The 15328-nt window shown below is 30.8% G+C and carries 17 protein-coding genes; 5 read left to right on the top strand and 12 right to left on the bottom strand.

What is annotated here, in order from left to right:
- The first annotated feature begins 1 nt into the window (after position 1).
- Positions 2-352 carry a hypothetical protein gene (locus FVF61_RS10005; RefSeq protein WP_148455894.1) on the top strand — a complete coding sequence of 117 codons (351 nt, stop codon included), beginning with the start codon at positions 2-4 and terminating at the stop codon, positions 350-352.
- Here FVF61_RS10005 and FVF61_RS10000 read toward each other — a convergent pair.
- Positions 347-736, bottom strand: a complete 390-nt coding sequence (locus FVF61_RS10000) for an HIT family protein (RefSeq protein ID WP_148455892.1) — start codon at positions 734-736, stop codon at positions 347-349. The two genes, FVF61_RS10005 and FVF61_RS10000, sit on opposite strands and share 6 nt — an antisense overlap.
- Positions 737-833: 97 nt before the next feature.
- A complete protein-coding gene (gene greA / locus FVF61_RS09995; protein ID WP_148455890.1) occupies positions 834-1307 on the bottom strand; it encodes a transcription elongation factor GreA in 474 nt (157 codons plus the stop codon).
- 174 nt (positions 1308-1481) lie between these two features.
- On the opposite strand from greA, the gene FVF61_RS09990 reads away from it, so the two are divergent.
- A complete protein-coding gene (locus FVF61_RS09990) occupies positions 1482-1928 on the top strand; it encodes a hypothetical protein (RefSeq protein ID WP_148455888.1) in 447 nt (148 codons plus the stop codon).
- An 82-nt stretch (positions 1929-2010) separates the two neighbouring features.
- Here FVF61_RS09990 and FVF61_RS09985 read toward each other — a convergent pair whose 3' ends face one another.
- The 6 genes from FVF61_RS09985 to FVF61_RS09960 form a co-directional block, all read right to left on the bottom strand.
- A complete protein-coding gene (locus tag FVF61_RS09985) occupies positions 2011-4230 on the bottom strand; it encodes a TonB-dependent receptor (protein WP_148455886.1) in 2220 nt (739 codons plus the stop codon).
- A gap of 255 nt (positions 4231-4485) precedes the next feature.
- Positions 4486-4893, bottom strand: a complete 408-nt coding sequence (gene arfB / locus FVF61_RS09980; protein WP_148455883.1) for an alternative ribosome rescue aminoacyl-tRNA hydrolase ArfB — start codon at positions 4891-4893, stop codon at positions 4486-4488.
- A gap of 1 nt (position 4894) precedes the next feature.
- Positions 4895-6445, bottom strand: coding sequence for a DUF4301 family protein (locus FVF61_RS09975; protein ID WP_148455881.1), 1551 nt, complete (start codon positions 6443-6445; stop codon positions 4895-4897).
- Positions 6446-7009: an AAA family ATPase gene (locus FVF61_RS09970; protein WP_148455879.1), complete on the bottom strand. Its 564-nt coding sequence runs from the start codon at positions 7007-7009 to the stop codon at positions 6446-6448. It lies immediately after the preceding gene.
- Positions 6970-7602: a nicotinamide riboside transporter PnuC gene (gene pnuC, locus FVF61_RS09965; protein WP_148455877.1), complete on the bottom strand. Its 633-nt coding sequence runs from the start codon at positions 7600-7602 to the stop codon at positions 6970-6972. Before pnuC ends, FVF61_RS09970 begins: the two co-directional genes overlap by 40 nt.
- A complete protein-coding gene (locus tag FVF61_RS09960) occupies positions 7586-7846 on the bottom strand; it encodes a hypothetical protein (protein ID WP_148455875.1) in 261 nt (86 codons plus the stop codon). Before FVF61_RS09960 ends, pnuC begins: the two co-directional genes overlap by 17 nt.
- Positions 7847-7984: 138 nt before the next feature.
- Here FVF61_RS09960 and FVF61_RS09955 point away from each other — a divergent pair, with 138 nt between their 5' ends.
- Positions 7985-10996: a DUF3971 domain-containing protein gene (locus FVF61_RS09955; protein WP_148455873.1), complete on the top strand. Its 3012-nt coding sequence runs from the start codon at positions 7985-7987 to the stop codon at positions 10994-10996.
- Here FVF61_RS09955 and FVF61_RS09950 read toward each other — a convergent pair.
- Both FVF61_RS09950 and FVF61_RS09945 read right to left on the bottom strand, forming a co-directional pair.
- A complete protein-coding gene (locus FVF61_RS09950) occupies positions 10993-11718 on the bottom strand; it encodes a geranylgeranylglyceryl/heptaprenylglyceryl phosphate synthase (RefSeq protein ID WP_148455871.1) in 726 nt (241 codons plus the stop codon). The two genes, FVF61_RS09955 and FVF61_RS09950, sit on opposite strands and share 4 nt — an antisense overlap.
- The gene (locus tag FVF61_RS09945; protein ID WP_148455869.1) at positions 11719-12348 is read right to left on the bottom strand and encodes a 4'-phosphopantetheinyl transferase family protein; all 630 of its coding nucleotides are present in this window, start codon (positions 12346-12348) and stop codon (positions 11719-11721) included. It abuts the gene before it with no gap.
- A 135-nt stretch (positions 12349-12483) separates the two neighbouring features.
- Here FVF61_RS09945 and ahcY point away from each other — a divergent pair, with 135 nt between their 5' ends.
- Together ahcY and FVF61_RS09935 are read left to right on the top strand one after the other, a co-directional pair.
- A complete protein-coding gene (ahcY, locus tag FVF61_RS09940; RefSeq protein WP_148455866.1) occupies positions 12484-13800 on the top strand; it encodes an adenosylhomocysteinase in 1317 nt (438 codons plus the stop codon).
- Positions 13801-13951: 151 nt separating this feature from the next.
- Positions 13952-14422 (top strand): DUF1569 domain-containing protein, encoded by a 471-nt coding sequence (locus tag FVF61_RS09935; protein ID WP_148455864.1) that lies wholly within the window; start codon positions 13952-13954, stop codon positions 14420-14422.
- Positions 14423-14475: 53 nt separating this feature from the next.
- Here the strand turns inward: FVF61_RS09935 and rpmA are convergent, their stop codons facing one another.
- Both rpmA and rplU read right to left on the bottom strand, forming a co-directional pair.
- On the bottom strand, positions 14476-14736 hold the full coding sequence (rpmA, locus tag FVF61_RS09930; RefSeq protein ID WP_148455862.1) for a 50S ribosomal protein L27: 261 nt from the start codon (positions 14734-14736) through the stop codon (positions 14476-14478).
- Between the two features lie 25 nt (positions 14737-14761).
- Positions 14762-15307 (bottom strand): 50S ribosomal protein L21, encoded by a 546-nt coding sequence (gene rplU, locus FVF61_RS09925; RefSeq protein ID WP_148455860.1) that lies wholly within the window; start codon positions 15305-15307, stop codon positions 14762-14764.
- Between the last annotated feature and the right edge of the window lie 21 nt (positions 15308-15328).

Below are 15328 nucleotides of genomic sequence, written 5' to 3'. Positions count from 1 at the left end.
TATGAAAGAGAAATTTATTACAATCAAAGAAGTTTCTTTAAACAACAACTGCCCCGAATGTTACAACAACTCTGGACTACAATTAACGTTTAAACAAAAATTTGTTGAGTCTAGATTTTACAAATCAATTACTAAAGAAACTTCACATCAATTAGAATGTAGTAATTGCAACACAAGTATTTATCCTGTTCGTTGGACAGAAGATATTGAACGTGTTTTTAACTATCAGCAGAAAGCATTTACGCCTAAAACACCTTCTACTAAATTAAAAAAGGCTGCTTGGTTATTAATTATTATTAGTTTGATTGTTTTACTTACTTTGATTGGAATTATAATTCTTCCATATTTATAAGTATTTTTTGATGGCAATTACAGTGTCATTAAATTCTTCTGATGACATCTTTTCCTTATTAATAAATCGTGCATCTTCCATAGAATTTAACGGAATTAAATGCACATGCACATGAGGAACTTCTAGTCCAATAACTGCCATTCCAACACGCTTGCATGGAATTGCTTTTTCTAAAGCAATGGCCACTTTTCTTGAAAAAGACATTAGTTCTAGATATGTTTTTTCATCTAATTCGAATATTTTATTGACTTCTTTTTTAGGAATACAAAGCGTATGTCCTTTTGCATTTGGATTAATGTCTAGAAAAGCTAGAAAATTATCTGTATCAGCAACTTTATAAGAAGGAATTTCACCAGAAATTATTTTTGAAAATATTGAAGCCATAATGGTATTTAGATATACTTGTAAAGATAAAAAGATTCTTGTTTAGCAAGAATCTTTTTTGTGAAAATTTAGAGGCACCTGCAGCTGCTGGAAAACCTTATCTTGATATTTCTAAAATATCGAATTTCATAACGCCATTAGGCACCTTTATTTCGGCTACTTCACCAACAGCTTTACCTAATAAGCCTTTACCAATAGGTGAATTTACTGAAATTTTACCTGAGGCTAAATCGGCTTCTCCATCTGCAACCAATGTATAAACCATTTCCATACCATTGGTTTGGTTTTTAATTTTTACTTTAGATAAGACTAAAATTTTAGAGGTATCTAATTGTGATTCATCAATAATTCGGGCACCAGCAAGTTGCTCTTCTAATTTAGATATACGCATTTCTAACATGCCTTGAGCTTCTTTGGCAGCATCGTATTCAGCATTTTCACTTAAATCGCCTTTATCTCTAGCTTCTGCAATGGCTTGAGATGCTCTTGGACGTTCAATATCTTTTAATTGTCTTAATTCGTCTCTTAATTTTTTTAAACCTTCTTCCGTGTAATAAGATACTTTACTCATAACTTCATCGTTTATATATTATAAATATCCCGAAACACATTCCAACATTCTAGGAGAAATTGTTCGGGAATAACGCAAAAAATCTCGTAAATACGAGACCGTTATACAAATATACAAAATATTTAACTGTGTTTGCTTTTTGTTGTAAATTGCAACCTAAATTTTTAAAGAAAAATGAATCGTATTTTATCTATATTTTTATTTAGTTTTTTAATAGTTTCTTGTAACAAAAATGATGATGACAACAACAATAACCAATATCTTCCAAACATATCATTTGATTCAGGCACATTAGTAAATACTAATTTACCTCAATATAGTAGCTTACAATTTCCCAATAACCATGTTATTCTAAACAACAACTATGGTATAAATGGAGTGGTTTTATATCATGCTGGACTTGGTAACTATAGTGCATTTGAACTGAGCGATCCAAACCATATTTTACAAGGCTGTTCTACACTTAGTGTAAATGGAGTTCTTGCTGTTTGCGATTGTGACGACGGTAATACTTATGATATTTTAAATGGGGTAGGACAACCTGGCACTACAGGAAATTATGCCTTAAAACGTTACTTTGTAGAAGTTTCTGGAAATATAATTAGAGTTTATAATAATTAGTTTTAGATGAAAATTTCATAATAAAAAAGCCACTCCAATTAGAGTGGCTTTTTTATTATGAAATTCTAACTTTTAAAGAAAATTAAAACGTCAAAGTTAATCCTAACAAAAAGTTTGTAGTAGCTTGTGGATAATAACCAGTACCTTCAATAGTGGTTACTTGGTTTGGATCTGACCAAGTGTCATCATAGGTATAATAGAACCCATTAGAACTGTACTTTTCATTAAGTATATTATTTACCAATCCTGAAATAATAATAGATTTAAAAATAGATTTTGTTTCAATTTCGTACATGATATTAAAATCGTTCACAAAATAACTGTCCAACTTTGAAGCTTCAGAATCTGTATTTCCCATGTATTGTTCTCCAACAAATTTGCTTAATAAAGACATTTGCAAGCCATTAATTGGCTTAAAAACAAATGCATTTCCTGCTACTATGTTTGGTGAAAACGAAATATTTGTTGATCCAAGATCAACTAATTCTCCATCTAAAGATACAACTGTTTCTTTATTTTTGTTCGTGCTTAAAGCAAAGTTAGGTTGAATGCTGAATTTATTTGAAACATTAATTACAGCGTCAACTTCCAAACCTAATCTGTAACTTTTCCCACTATTATTCCTAATAGGATTCCCAACATCATTTATCTCTCCAGTTAATACCAATTGCTCGTTATACAACATATAATATACGTTGGTATTGATACTAAATGCATTTGAACTGTGTCTCCATCCTAATTCAAAATCGTTTAATTGCTCTGGTTTAATATCTGCATTGTTTTCAAAATCGTCTCTATTTGGTTCTCTATTGGCTCTTGCATAAGAAAAATACAGATTGTTATTAATGTTTACATTATAAGTAATTCCTGCTTTAGGGTTGAAGAAATTATAATCCTTATCTACAATAAATGGAGACACATCTGAATTTGTTCCAGTAGTTTTATAGCTAACATATCGCGATTGTAAGTCAAGATATAAACTAATATGATCATTTAACCTATAAGATGCTTTTGCAAAAGAACTGAAGTCTACTTTTTCTCCATTTCCATTATAATATCTATAATTATTGTCGCTATTGCTTGCATATTGAGCCCAAATTACTTCCCCAAAATGATCTCCAGAATACCAACTATAAGAGGTTCCGAAAATAACATTTAAAGCATTGTTTTTATAGTTTGCGTTTGCATTCACCACATAAAAATTATTATCTAACCATCTGCGTCTTATTAAATCTGTTTCTGTGATGATTTCGTTGCCTATTTCAACATTATCTAAACCATAATCTGCCAATTCTTGATCTTCTTTGTATTGCTCAAAATAGCCTTTGCCTTTGGTATAATTCAATGCTAAATTAGTTGACCAATTGTTATTAACTCGTTCATTCCAGTGTAACTGATAATGGTCTTGCTGGTAATTATCAATTTCATTTTCGTAAAACTTAATGTTTCCATTTTCATCTGTGTACATACCAGCAGAATTAAAAGTTCTATCATGTTCTAACACATAAGGGTCTTCAATACCATTCCAAGATTGATACGTTTTCTCTTTCCCACTAAACGTTATGGCTTTTATTAAGGTCGTGTTATCTACATATGAAGCTTGAAGAAAATACGATTTTAAGTTAGAAGATGCTCTATCAATATAGCCATCAGACTTAATTTGAGATAAACGACCCGCAATTTCAATGTGATCGTTTAGTAATCCAGTACTAAATTTAACCGTATGTTTCCATGTGTTGTAACTCCCAAAACTATTAGCTATTTCGCCAAAGGCATTTTCTGAAATAGCGTCTGTTAACACATTTATACTAGCTCCAAAAGCACCAGAACCATTGGTAGATGTTCCAACACCACGTTGCAGTTGCAAACTTTCAACTGAAGAAGCAAAATCGCCTAAATTCACCCAAAAAGTACCTAGAGATTCAGCATCGTTATATGGAATTCCATTGATGGTTACATTGGTAGATTGTGAATTAACACCACGAACACGAATGCCAGTATAGCCAATACCTGCTCCAGCATCTGAAGTGGTTACAACCGATGGTAAATAGTTTAATAAGACAGGTATATCTTGTCCTAAATTTCGTTTTTGCAACTGTTCTTTAGTTACATTAGAGTGTGTAATTGGAGATGTGGCATCTACACGAACTGCTTTAACCAAAACTTCGTCTAAAGTTTCTAGTTGCGTAGAGTCTTGTTGTTTTTCTTGTGAATAAATTGAAAAACTAAACAATAAAAAAAGTAATAAAACTTGTGAGTTCTGCCTACTTTTAAATGACAGATTGTTGAATAAAAGTTTCATCCGATAAAATAAATTTATACGAATAAAAAGAGGTTATTATTCTTTGTTAATAATTGATAGTTTAAAAATGATGAGATTGCCACGTCGTTATATAACTCCTCGCAATGACATCATCATTTTGTTTAAAATTCCTAAACAGCATTACCTGTTCTAGGTTCAATGGGTATGATCTCAGCCGATAATAGGCACCCCTTTTTGAGAACGCTGCAAAGATAGGTATCAATTAATAATTTACAAGTAGTAATTAAAAATTATTTAAGTTATTTCTGGTGGTTTCCTATTCGCTTTTTTATCAGCTTGTTGCTTCTTTTTCGATAATCGTTTTAGCTTGACCGCTTTCGGAATTTTAGTAGGTTTTCTCTTTTTAGGTACCATTAATCCTTGATGAATCAGTTCTAAAAAGCGTTTTATAACTAACTCTTTATTTTTATGTTGACTTCTGCTTTCGTCGCATTGAAGAATTAGAATTCCATCTGCAGTTAATCTGTTTGCCAAATTTTTAAACATTAGTGTTTTCTGTTCTTCTGAAAATACTTGAGAATTTGTTAAATCGAAATTCAGCACCATTTTAGAAGACACTTTATTTACGTGCTGACCACCTGAACCAGAACTTCTAATAGCTTTGAAAGCTAATTCATTTATAAGTAAACCTTCATCGAACATATTACTTTACTTGATGAGTAGGTTTTAATAAATCTGTTACTGTTTTTACAGGATTAAAAGTAATAAGTGGTACTTCAACAAAAATGGTATTCCAGTTTGCCATGCTTCCATTCCATAAACCTGGTAACTCTAGAGCTTTTAAATCTTTTCCAGTTTTTGTTTTCATGGTTATAAAAGCCGTTTTATGGTCTACAAATTCCTCTAAATTAAAAGGGTTGCCTTTGTAATCTTTAATACCACAAACCAAATCAACAGGATTAAAATGTGTTGCATTCTTTAAGATGTCTTTTTGGTGTTTATCCTTTTTATTAATTTGAGCAGATTCCACAATTTGAAGTGAAATTTGTCCACTTTCATCTTTTACCCAAAAAGGACCACCACCTGGCTCTCCTTCATTTTTAACCATCCCACAAACACGAATCGGACGGTTTAATTTATCTTTTAAATAAGCAACTTGATATTCGGTTGCATATTTTTCAAATTCAGAAGATATAACCACATTCATTTTGTTAGTCAAAAACGTAGCAATTTCTAAAATATCTGCTTCAGAAGTATGGTTAGATTCTAACTTCTCTAAATAATTAAAAGCTTTTGTTTGAACATTAATTAATATTCCAGCTAGCATTTTTTTGAACTCACTAACTTCACTTTCGTATTTAAAAACTACAACATTATCAATATTTTTAATAAAAATGATATCTGCATCTAAATCGTTTAAATTTGAAAGCAAAGCTCCATGACCAGAAGGTCTAAACAATAAACTTCCATCTTCTAATCTAAAAGGTTTGTTATGTTCTGTTACTGCTATAGTATCTGTGGCTTCTTTTTGATAAGAGAAAGAAATTTCAAATTTTGTATTGGTTTTTCGCTCTACAATAGTTTGTATTTTTTTAAATTCATCATCAAAAATATCTTTATATTTCTCTGAAATAGTGTAGTGTATATTAGCCTTATTGTTACTAGAGGCATATAAAGCTGCTTCGAATAAATGTTCTTCAAAAGCTGTAGCAATATGCTCTTTATATTGATGAAATGGTAATAAGCCTTTTGGATAAAAACCATAGTTTAATTTATCTACATCTAACATGGTTTTTACAAACATTAAGCGTTGTTTATCTGTTGATGATGTATCATATTCAGGATATACTTTTTCAATTTTATTTAAAACTTTTTTATAAAAAGGTAATTTTTCCAAGCCTACAAAAAACACAGCTAAAGCAGATTCTTTTGTTCTATTTATATACGCATTTACTGTTTCTTGATCAGGATTATAATCTTCAATAAAACTAAAAAAAGATTTAAACATTCTTGTAGCAGCACCTGATGCTGGAACAAACTTAATAATGGAATAGTTATTTCTTTGCGCCTCAAACAAATCTATTGATGCTTTTTTTTCTTCATTAGTAAGTTGTAAAATTCCATTATTAATAATGGCTACAGATTGCAAATTTACATATGGCAATCCTGTTTTAAACAACTCTATTTGTGAGGTTACTTTTTCTACAGTTAAACCTTTATTCTCTATTAGATGTATGTCTTTATCTGAAAACATTCAGTTATTTTTTAGCAATTTATCTATGTGCTTTATGGCAATTTCCAATCTGTTTGGTAAACTTCCATTTAATAACACATAGGGAATTTTATTTATTGTTAAAGCTTTTTGAAATGCTTTAAACATGTCTTCTCTTTTATTGGGTTTATCTCGAATACCATCTTCTTCCCAAGGGACATCAATATTAGTTAAAAAATAGAGATTATAGCTATTTTCAAGAGCATATTTGTCCAATACTTCAGGAGAATAGCCATTATAATATTCTTGGCTATACACTTTTGTTTCTAACAAATTAGTATCGCAAATAAGTAATTTGTCTACTTGTTTTGCTAAGGCATTTTCTAATACCATTTGTCCAATAGCTATAGGCAAAACATCATTTTTGGTTAATAACTCGTTGTCTTTAATTTTTTCTTCGGCATATATTCTTGAAAACTCCGGAACCCAAAGTGTTTTATAATATGCTGCCAGTTTTTTAGCTAAAACTGTTTTGCCAGTAGATTCTGGTCCAAATAAAACTACTTTTATGCAGCTACTGTCTTGTTGTTTAAGAGTTTCTTCCATGCTACATATCCATAAATGGCAATTATTGTAAATCCTAAATATTGAAAACTGGTAAAGGTAAATCCTTTATAAAAATACAAAGGGATTGAGATTAAATCGCCAATAATCCAAAAAATCCAGTTTTCTACTTTTCTTCGTGCCATAAGCCACATCCCAACAAAAAAGATAGCTGTAGTTATGGTATCAACATAAGCAACCCAACTGGTCCACATGTTAAAAGATTTATAAACAATAAAAACAAATAACAAGGTTGCTAAAAATATCCATAGGCTTGTTGTTTTCTCTTTATTTGTTGTAAATGAAACAGGTGTTACATGAGTAGCATCTACTTTTCTTGTCCAAACATACCAACCATAAATACTCATAATAAAATAGTAGGCATTAATCATCATATCTCCTAATAATCCCCATTTTAAAAGTAAATACACAAAAATACTGGTGCTTATTAGGCCTGTTGGGAAAACCAAGATATTATTTTGTTTGGAAAACCAGACCGATAGAAACCCAAAAATAACGGCAATAATTTCTAAAACAACATCTATGGTTTCATAGGTTACGTATTGCTCAAAAAAGAAGTTAAAAATGTGGTTCATAATCACTTCTATCTGTTTTAACAATTTTCATGGTTAATACACATATCTTTTGTTCTTCGAAGGATTTATGGATTTGTGCTGTTAAAAATGGCATTAACTCATCGTATTCTCCATATATTTGAGTGCTTAAAGGATTTTCTAAAACCGTAAATTTAGAATTTCTCAATTCTTTTATAAAGTTAATAACATGTATTTCGTAATCATCTTGTAAAGGTGATAAGGTTAAATCTACAGATATATCCATTAAATTTTGTTTTTATATATTTCAAAATTAACAAGAAAAAACAGACTATGCTTTAAATCCAAATTAAAAGTACTATTTTAAGTTTTTTTGTGAAGCTATAATCGTAAATTTCCTTTTTAAATATATTTTAATAGTTATATGGCTGGTTATAAAAAACTTTTTAAAAGATTATTCCTTTTTTTACTTACAGCATTTCTTCTTTTAATGCTGGCCATTGCTATTGCACTTAATTTTGTGTTTACACCTGAAAAAATAACGCCTCAAATAGTAGAGTTAATTAACAAGAATGTAAACGCTACTGTTACTTGTCAAACAATTGATCCTGCTTTTTTTTCTACGTTTCCTAATTTTTCTATCACTCTAAAAAATGGAAGTATTGTTAATTATAAAGTTTTGAAAGATGAAAAGCTTGTTGAATTTAAAAACGATACTCTTGCTAAATTTGAATCTTTACAACTTACTTTTAACCTGATTAAATTACTTCAAAATAAAGAAGTCGATATCAAAAAAGCATCGTTCATAAATCCTGAAATTCATGCTTTAATTAATGAAAACGGCTTTGCTAATTGGAATATTTTAAAAACATCAGAATCTGAAACAGAAATAGAAACAGATACAACAAGTATTGATGCCACAAAATATCTTAAAACTTTTAATGTTGATAAATTAGAAATTGTCAATGCTAATTTGCACTATGAAGACTTATTCACCAAAGCCCTTGTTGATATTCCCGTTTTAAATCTAGATCTCACAATCAACAAGAATGAGGAAGGTGTAGACTTAAATGTAAATACAAACGGCTTGGATATTGTTTTTATAAAAGATGAGGTTCGTTTCTTAAACAAGCTAAAATTAACTTTAAAAACAGATGTGAATTACAACAAGCAAAATAAGGAACTTGTTTTTGGTAAAAGCATTCTAAATACCAATAATATCGAATTTTTAGCAGATGGAAATATAAAAATAAACAAGCCTGAAAAACAGGTGTTTACAAACTTGAACTTGAGGCTAAATGTACCTTCGTTAAAAACCTTTATCGATTTAATTCCAGAAAATATTTTAGAGTATAAAAAAGATTTAATCACTGAAGGAGAAGTTGTGCTTAACGCCCATATTATTGGTGCTTATGGCAAAGATGTTTTTCCAGACATTAATGCTCAATTAAACATTGAAAATGGGTCGTTTAAATTTAAAAATTTCCCTGGTGAAATAGAAACATTTCAAGCAGACATAACTTCAACCATCGATTTTAATACCCTTTCTAATTCAAACGTAACAATTGATAAACTAGAATTAAAAGGTACTGGTATTCATTTAAATTCCAAAGGAACGATTACAAATGTTATTCAAAATGCTTCTGTTAATGCCAGCCTGAATGGAGATATAGATTTTACCAAATTAAAAGAAGCCTTTCCCATTAATAAAAACATAGATGCTAGTGGTATTGCTAAAGTAGATTTTAAAACATCCTTTACAAAAAAAGCCATTATAAACCAGGATTATAAACGTATTAATGCTTCTGGAACCATGCTTTTAAAGAACGTTAATTTGCATCATAAAACGGAAGATTTTAAATTTCAATCTCAAAATGCAGATGTGATTTTTGGAAGAGAATTCACATCAGAGGTTAACAACGATTTAAACGGAAGGATCGATTTTAAAGGCTTAACCTTTAAATATAAAAACAAACATCAGCTTACCTTGGAGTATTTAAATTTAGTTTTAGATACACAAGTTCAAGCATCAGATAATAAAACGCTCCATGCAGAAATATCTCTTAAAGATTTAAATTACGCTTATGGAGATTCAATAAAAGGAATGATTAAAAATAGTCATGCCAAAGTGTTGTTTAAATCTACTGCTTATAAAAAAAGACCTTTAATTGTTAGTCAATTTACCATAGACAGTGTTGCTATTTGGGGCTACAAACGGTTTATTGGGATGAAAAACGGAAATTATAACCTTACTTTTGAAAACGACGAAACCAAGCATTGGCAACCCAAAGGAAGCGTGGAATTTAATGCGCTTTATGTGAACACACCAAAATTTCCGTTACTATTAGAAATGAAACAAACGGTTGTTTCCATAAAAAATAACGACCTCCTTTTGAATAAAGCAGCCTTTAAGTTTGGGAATTCGGATGCGACACTTACAGGAAAGGTTTCACATTTTATAGCATCCTTACAGAACAAAAAAGATTTTGAAGCAGAATTAAATTTAGATGCCGACTATATTGATACAAATCAACTTATGTCCATACTAAACAGCAAACAAGAAGCTTCAACTGAAATAATTGATCCAAACACCATAAAAACAGACACAACTGCCACTTCAAAAAAATCAACTTTTATAGTTCCTGATAATATTCAATTCACATTTAACACCAATATTAAGAAAGTTAGATTTGACAATCTAGATTTCACAAATATTCATGGATTGGTAACTTTAAAAAATCAGGAATTAGATCTTCAAAACTTATATTTAGAAACTTTGGCTGCCAATATTATAGCAAGTTTAAATTATAAGGCCAAAACAGAAGATGAAGCTGAAATCAATTATAAAATGAATTTGGAACACATTCAAATGAAAAATTTAACTGCACTTTTTCCAACGTTAGATTCCTTATTCCCAATGTCTAAATCTTTTGACGGTAAAGTGGATTTTAGAATGAAAGGTTCTGCTAAACTCAACAAAGACATGCATGTTTTAATTCCATCTGTTAAAAGTATTGCAGCGCTTCAAGCAAAAAATCTCATTGTGTTTGATAGTCCAACCTTTGCTGAAATTTCAAAAACATTGATGTTTAAAAACAAAGAACGAAATCTTATAGATAGTTTTCATGTTGAAATGAGTATTGAAAACAGTCAGTTAGAAATTTTTCCTGCCGAATTAACATTAGATCGCTATCGTATTGCTGCTGGAGGCATTCAAAATTTAGACAAAACTTACAATTATCATATCTCCATCCTAAAATCGCCTGTCCCTTTTAAAGCAGGAGTTGATGTTTTAGGAGATTTTGAAGATTATAATATAGATATCACTAAAGCCAAGTACAAATATTATTTTACTGAAAAAGAACGCTTGTTGAATAAGGCAGATAGTACTGTTATTAATAAAAAATTAAGTATTCAAAAAGAATTAGATTTTTAGCTCTTTAATTCTTCAAAAAAGCTTTCATCATTTTCAAAGGCAGTACCTATAACAACTAAGTCTGCTCCAGCATTATAAGCGTCTTCTAATTGTTCTTTTGTTTTAATGCCACCACCAACAATCAAAGGTACGGTTAATTCGCTCTTTACTTTAGATATAATGTCTAAAGGAATTGGATGCAAAGCGCCACTTCCAGCTTCCAAATAAATTAATTTCATTCCTAATAATTCGCCAGCTTTGGCTGTATCAACAATATTTTGAATATGCGTTCTTGATAGTGGTTTAGTTTCTGTTACTCGTTGAACAGCAGTTTTTTTCCCATTCTCTATTAAAACATATCCTGTTGAGATTATTTCCAAATTCATTTGTCGTAATTTTGAAACAGCCTTAACTTGCTTTCCTATTAAATACTCTGGATTTCTACCCGAAATTAAAGATAGAAATAGCAAGGCATCTGCTTGATTGGTAATTTGTGACACATCTCCAGGGAACAATACAATTGGTAATTGGGAGAATTTTTTTATTTCAGAAATCAAGGTTTCAGTGACAAAATCATCCACAGTACTTCCTCCAATAAAAATATGTGTTGCTATAGATTTTTCAATCTTATCTATAAAATTTTGTGTGTTATTTAATAAAAATTTATCAGGATCAATAAGAATAGCCAGTAATTTTTCACCATTAGAAACTGCCTGTAATATGTTGGTGTAGATGGCTTTCATTTATGATGGTAAAGCGTAAGCACAAGTAAAACCTTCAAATTCTAAAAACGTGGTACTGTATCTATATTTTTTATCTTCGTAATCTATCCAAGCAACTGTTGATTCTTCATCCATTGTAAACGGAATAACTAAAGTGTGCTGCAAAAAACTTAAGCCAGGCGTTGCAAAAAGCTTGTATAAGGATTCTTTAATGCACCAAATAACCGTTAATTTATTAATATAATCAGGTTCGTCTACTTTTAAATACTGAAACTCATATTCCATGAATTTATGCGCAATGACACCAATTTTTTTTCGTTGCTTTTCAATATCAATCCCAACCTGAAAGTCGCTTACCACAAGCCCTGAAAAAGTAAAAGAATGTGTAATTGAAATATGTTTTCCATCTTTTAAATGTGGTTTTCCGTTTTCGTCGTAAAACAAATCGGAATCAGTATAACCAAATTCAGCGAGCAAATGTCTGACACTTAAAAAGCCACGTTGATGCAATTCACTTTTCATTCCTAAAACACGTTTCAAGTTTTCAGGTTTCAATTTAATTGGCTGTAATAAATCGTTATAAGATTCTGTAATCTTCCAGATTTTAACAGTAGTTTGTGAATTGGGATTAAGGGTTTTATAAAGAGGCATTTAATATTCTAAAAGTTATTAGTTATCTTTGCACTGCCTAAGGCAGATTTAACCATTCTGGCAAGCGAATTTAACTATTTTAAGTGCTATTGCCAAAGTTGTTAGACTATAAAAAACATTAAGAAAAAATTAATTATGAATACAAAAACTGTTGCTTACGTACCAAATAAGGTAAAAGATATCTCACTAGCAGCTTGGGGAAGAAAAGAAATTGAATTAGCAGAAGCAGAAATGCCAGGATTAATGAGTCTTCGTGAAGAATACAAAAACTCACAACCATTAAAAGGTGCTAGAATTGCTGGATGTTTGCACATGACCATTCAAACGGCTGTTTTAATAGAAACCTTACAAGCTTTAGGAGCTGAAGTAACTTGGAGTTCTTGTAATATATTCTCAACACAAGATCAGGCTGCTGCTGCTATTGCTGCTACAGGAACTGCTGTATATGCTTGGAAGGACATGACTGAAGAAGAGTTTGATTGGTGTATTGAACAAACCTTATTTTTTGGTGAAGATAGAAAACCATTAAACATGATTTTGGATGATGGTGGCGATTTAACCAATATGGTTTTAGATAAATACCCTGAACTAGCTGCAGGAATTAATGGTTTATCTGAAGAAACGACTACTGGTGTACACAGATTGTATGAGCGTATGAAAGCAGGAACCTTGCCTATGCCAGCAATCAACGTAAATGATAGTGTAACTAAATCAAAATTTGATAACAAATATGGCTGTCGTGAAAGTGCTGTAGATGCCATCCGTCGTGCTACTGATGTGATGTTAGCAGGTAAACGTGTAGTTGTTTGTGGTTATGGCGATGTTGGAAAAGGAACAGCTGCATCATTTAAAGGCGCTGGAAGTATTGTAACGGTTACAGAAATCGATCCTATTTGTGCATTACAAGCTGCTATGGATGGTTTTGAAGTGAAAAAATTAGAAACGGTTGTTGGTAATGCAGATATTGTAATTACAACTACAGGAAATAAAGATATCGTTCAAGGACGTCATTTTGATGCCATGAAAGACAAAACTATAGTATGTAACATTGGGCACTTTGATAATGAAATTGATATGGCTTGGTTGAACAAAAACCATGGCAACACTAAAAATACCATTAAACCACAAGTGGATAAATACACTATAGATGGAAAAGATGTAATCATCTTAGCTCAAGGTCGTTTGGTAAATTTAGGTTGTGCCACAGGTCATCCAAGTTTTGTTATGAGTAACTCGTTTACAAACCAAACTTTAGCTCAAATAGAACTTTGGACAAACAAAGATGCATATGGAAACGAAGTTTATATGTTACCAAAACATTTAGATGAAAAAGTAGCCAAATTACATTTAGCTAAAATTGGTGTCGAATTAACCGAACTTCGTGATGACCAAGCAAAATATATTGGTGTAGACGTTGAAGGGCCTTTTAAACCTGAATATTACAGATACTAATTAAGCTCGTCAATACGAGGAATGAATGACGAAGTCATTTTTTATAAATAAATTAAAGATTGTAACGGTAAATTATAAATTTACTTCTCAATGACAATAAAGTATTTTAACCCTTGCAGACATGTAAGGGTTTTTTTTGTTATTTTAGAACATGCTAAATAGAGATCCCGAATTACTTCTGCCTTTAATAAAAGAGTTAGAAAACTATATTGAATTTAAAGATAAAATAAACAAATTAGTTTCGACTTCTGATGTTGCTTGGCAAATTGACCATTCACTAAAAGTATTTAATTTAGTTTCTGAAACTTTATTAAATTCTAATCCTGAATTATATACTAGTAAATTTAATAAATGGCGTTTATTACTATTTACAATTGGCTATTTTCCCAGAGGTAAAGTAAAAGCTCCAAAATATGTTCAACCTCCCGAGAATATAACAATAGAAGATCTAGAAACACAACTTGAAGTTGCTAATAAAAATATTGAAAAGATTAAATTAGCTGATAGAAATGCCCATTTCAAGCACTTTATTTTTGGAGTTTTAAATAAAAAAAGAACAATCCGTTTTATAGAACTACATACCAAACATCATCTTAAAATAATAAGAGACATGATAAAATAAAAAATCCCTTTCAAAAAATTGAAAGGGATTTCATTAGAGTAAAGAATTGTTTCTTAAGCTTCAAAAGGCTCAATAGAAACATAAGATTTGTTATCTTTTTTCTTTGTAAATTTTACTACGCCATCAACTTTAGCGTGTAATGTATGGTCTTTTGAAGAATATACATTCTCACCTGGATGATGTGTATTTCCTCTTTGTCTAACGATAATATTTCCAGCAATAGCAGCTTGACCACCAAAAATCTTTACACCTAAGCGTTTGGATTCTGATTCTCTACCGTTTTTCGAACTTCCGACTCCTTTTTTATGTGCCATTTTATTTCGATTTTAGATTTTTAAATTAACTTAAAGCATCAATTAACTCGGCTTTCTTCATAGAAGAATATCCAGTAATTTCTTTTGCTTTTGCCATTTCTCTTAATTCAGCAACAGTTAAACTGCTTAAATCTTGAGAAGCTTCTTCTTTTTTAGCAGCTGGTTTTGCTTCTGCTTTTGGAGCAGCAGCTTTTGGTTCTGCTTTTTTCACTTCTTTTGCTGGAGTAGCTTTTTCAGCTTTTGCTGCTGGCTTAGCTCCTGAAGCTACTATATTTTCAATTAAAATTTCAGTTAAAGATTGTCTGTGTCCGTTTTTTACACGGTAACCTTTACGTCTTTTCTTTTTGAAAACGATTACTTTATCACCTTTAAGGTGCTTTAAAACTTTTGCTCCTACTTGAGCTCCGGTTATAGCTGGGGCGCCTACAGTTACTTTGTCTCCATCTGCTAAAAGAAGTACATTGTCAAAAGACACTTGCTTTCCTTCTTCTGTTGCTAAACGATGAACAAAGACTTTTTGGTCTTTTTCAACTTTAAATTGTTGCCCTGCTATCTCTACAATTGCGTACATAGCGTAACTTTTATTAATTAA

The organism is Xanthomarina maritima (genome assembly GCF_008084905.1).
GTDB classification, from domain to species: Bacteria; Bacteroidota; Bacteroidia; order Flavobacteriales; family Flavobacteriaceae; genus Xanthomarina; species Xanthomarina maritima.
The sequence above is the reverse complement of the archived record's forward strand: the minus strand, read 5'-3'. Positions and strand labels throughout refer to the sequence as shown.

Excerpts from the sequence above, each read along its gene's own strand:
- FVF61_RS10005 (WP_148455894.1), top strand. The coding sequence starts at position 2 with ATGAAAGAGAAATTTATTACAATCAAAGAAGTTTCTTTAAACAACAAC.
- FVF61_RS10000 (WP_148455892.1), bottom strand. The coding sequence starts at position 736 with ATGGCTTCAATATTTTCAAAAATAATTTCTGGTGAAATTCCTTCTTAT.
- greA (WP_148455890.1), bottom strand. The coding sequence starts at position 1,307 with ATGAGTAAAGTATCTTATTACACGGAAGAAGGTTTAAAAAAATTAAGA.
- FVF61_RS09990 (WP_148455888.1), top strand. The coding sequence starts at position 1,482 with ATGAATCGTATTTTATCTATATTTTTATTTAGTTTTTTAATAGTTTCT.
- FVF61_RS09985 (WP_148455886.1), bottom strand. The coding sequence starts at position 4,230 with ATGAAACTTTTATTCAACAATCTGTCATTTAAAAGTAGGCAGAACTCA.
- arfB (WP_148455883.1), bottom strand. The coding sequence starts at position 4,893 with ATGTTCGATGAAGGTTTACTTATAAATGAATTAGCTTTCAAAGCTATT.
- FVF61_RS09975 (WP_148455881.1), bottom strand. The coding sequence starts at position 6,445 with ATGTTTTCAGATAAAGACATACATCTAATAGAGAATAAAGGTTTAACT.
- FVF61_RS09970 (WP_148455879.1), bottom strand. The coding sequence starts at position 7,009 with ATGGAAGAAACTCTTAAACAACAAGACAGTAGCTGCATAAAAGTAGTT.
- pnuC (WP_148455877.1), bottom strand. The coding sequence starts at position 7,602 with ATGAACCACATTTTTAACTTCTTTTTTGAGCAATACGTAACCTATGAA.
- FVF61_RS09960 (WP_148455875.1), bottom strand. The coding sequence starts at position 7,846 with ATGGATATATCTGTAGATTTAACCTTATCACCTTTACAAGATGATTAC.
- FVF61_RS09955 (WP_148455873.1), top strand. The coding sequence starts at position 7,985 with ATGGCTGGTTATAAAAAACTTTTTAAAAGATTATTCCTTTTTTTACTT.
- FVF61_RS09950 (WP_148455871.1), bottom strand. The coding sequence starts at position 11,718 with ATGAAAGCCATCTACACCAACATATTACAGGCAGTTTCTAATGGTGAA.
- FVF61_RS09945 (WP_148455869.1), bottom strand. The coding sequence starts at position 12,348 with ATGCCTCTTTATAAAACCCTTAATCCCAATTCACAAACTACTGTTAAA.
- ahcY (WP_148455866.1), top strand. The coding sequence starts at position 12,484 with ATGAATACAAAAACTGTTGCTTACGTACCAAATAAGGTAAAAGATATC.
- FVF61_RS09935 (WP_148455864.1), top strand. The coding sequence starts at position 13,952 with ATGCTAAATAGAGATCCCGAATTACTTCTGCCTTTAATAAAAGAGTTA.
- rpmA (WP_148455862.1), bottom strand. The coding sequence starts at position 14,736 with ATGGCACATAAAAAAGGAGTCGGAAGTTCGAAAAACGGTAGAGAATCA.
- rplU (WP_148455860.1), bottom strand. The coding sequence starts at position 15,307 with ATGTACGCAATTGTAGAGATAGCAGGGCAACAATTTAAAGTTGAAAAA.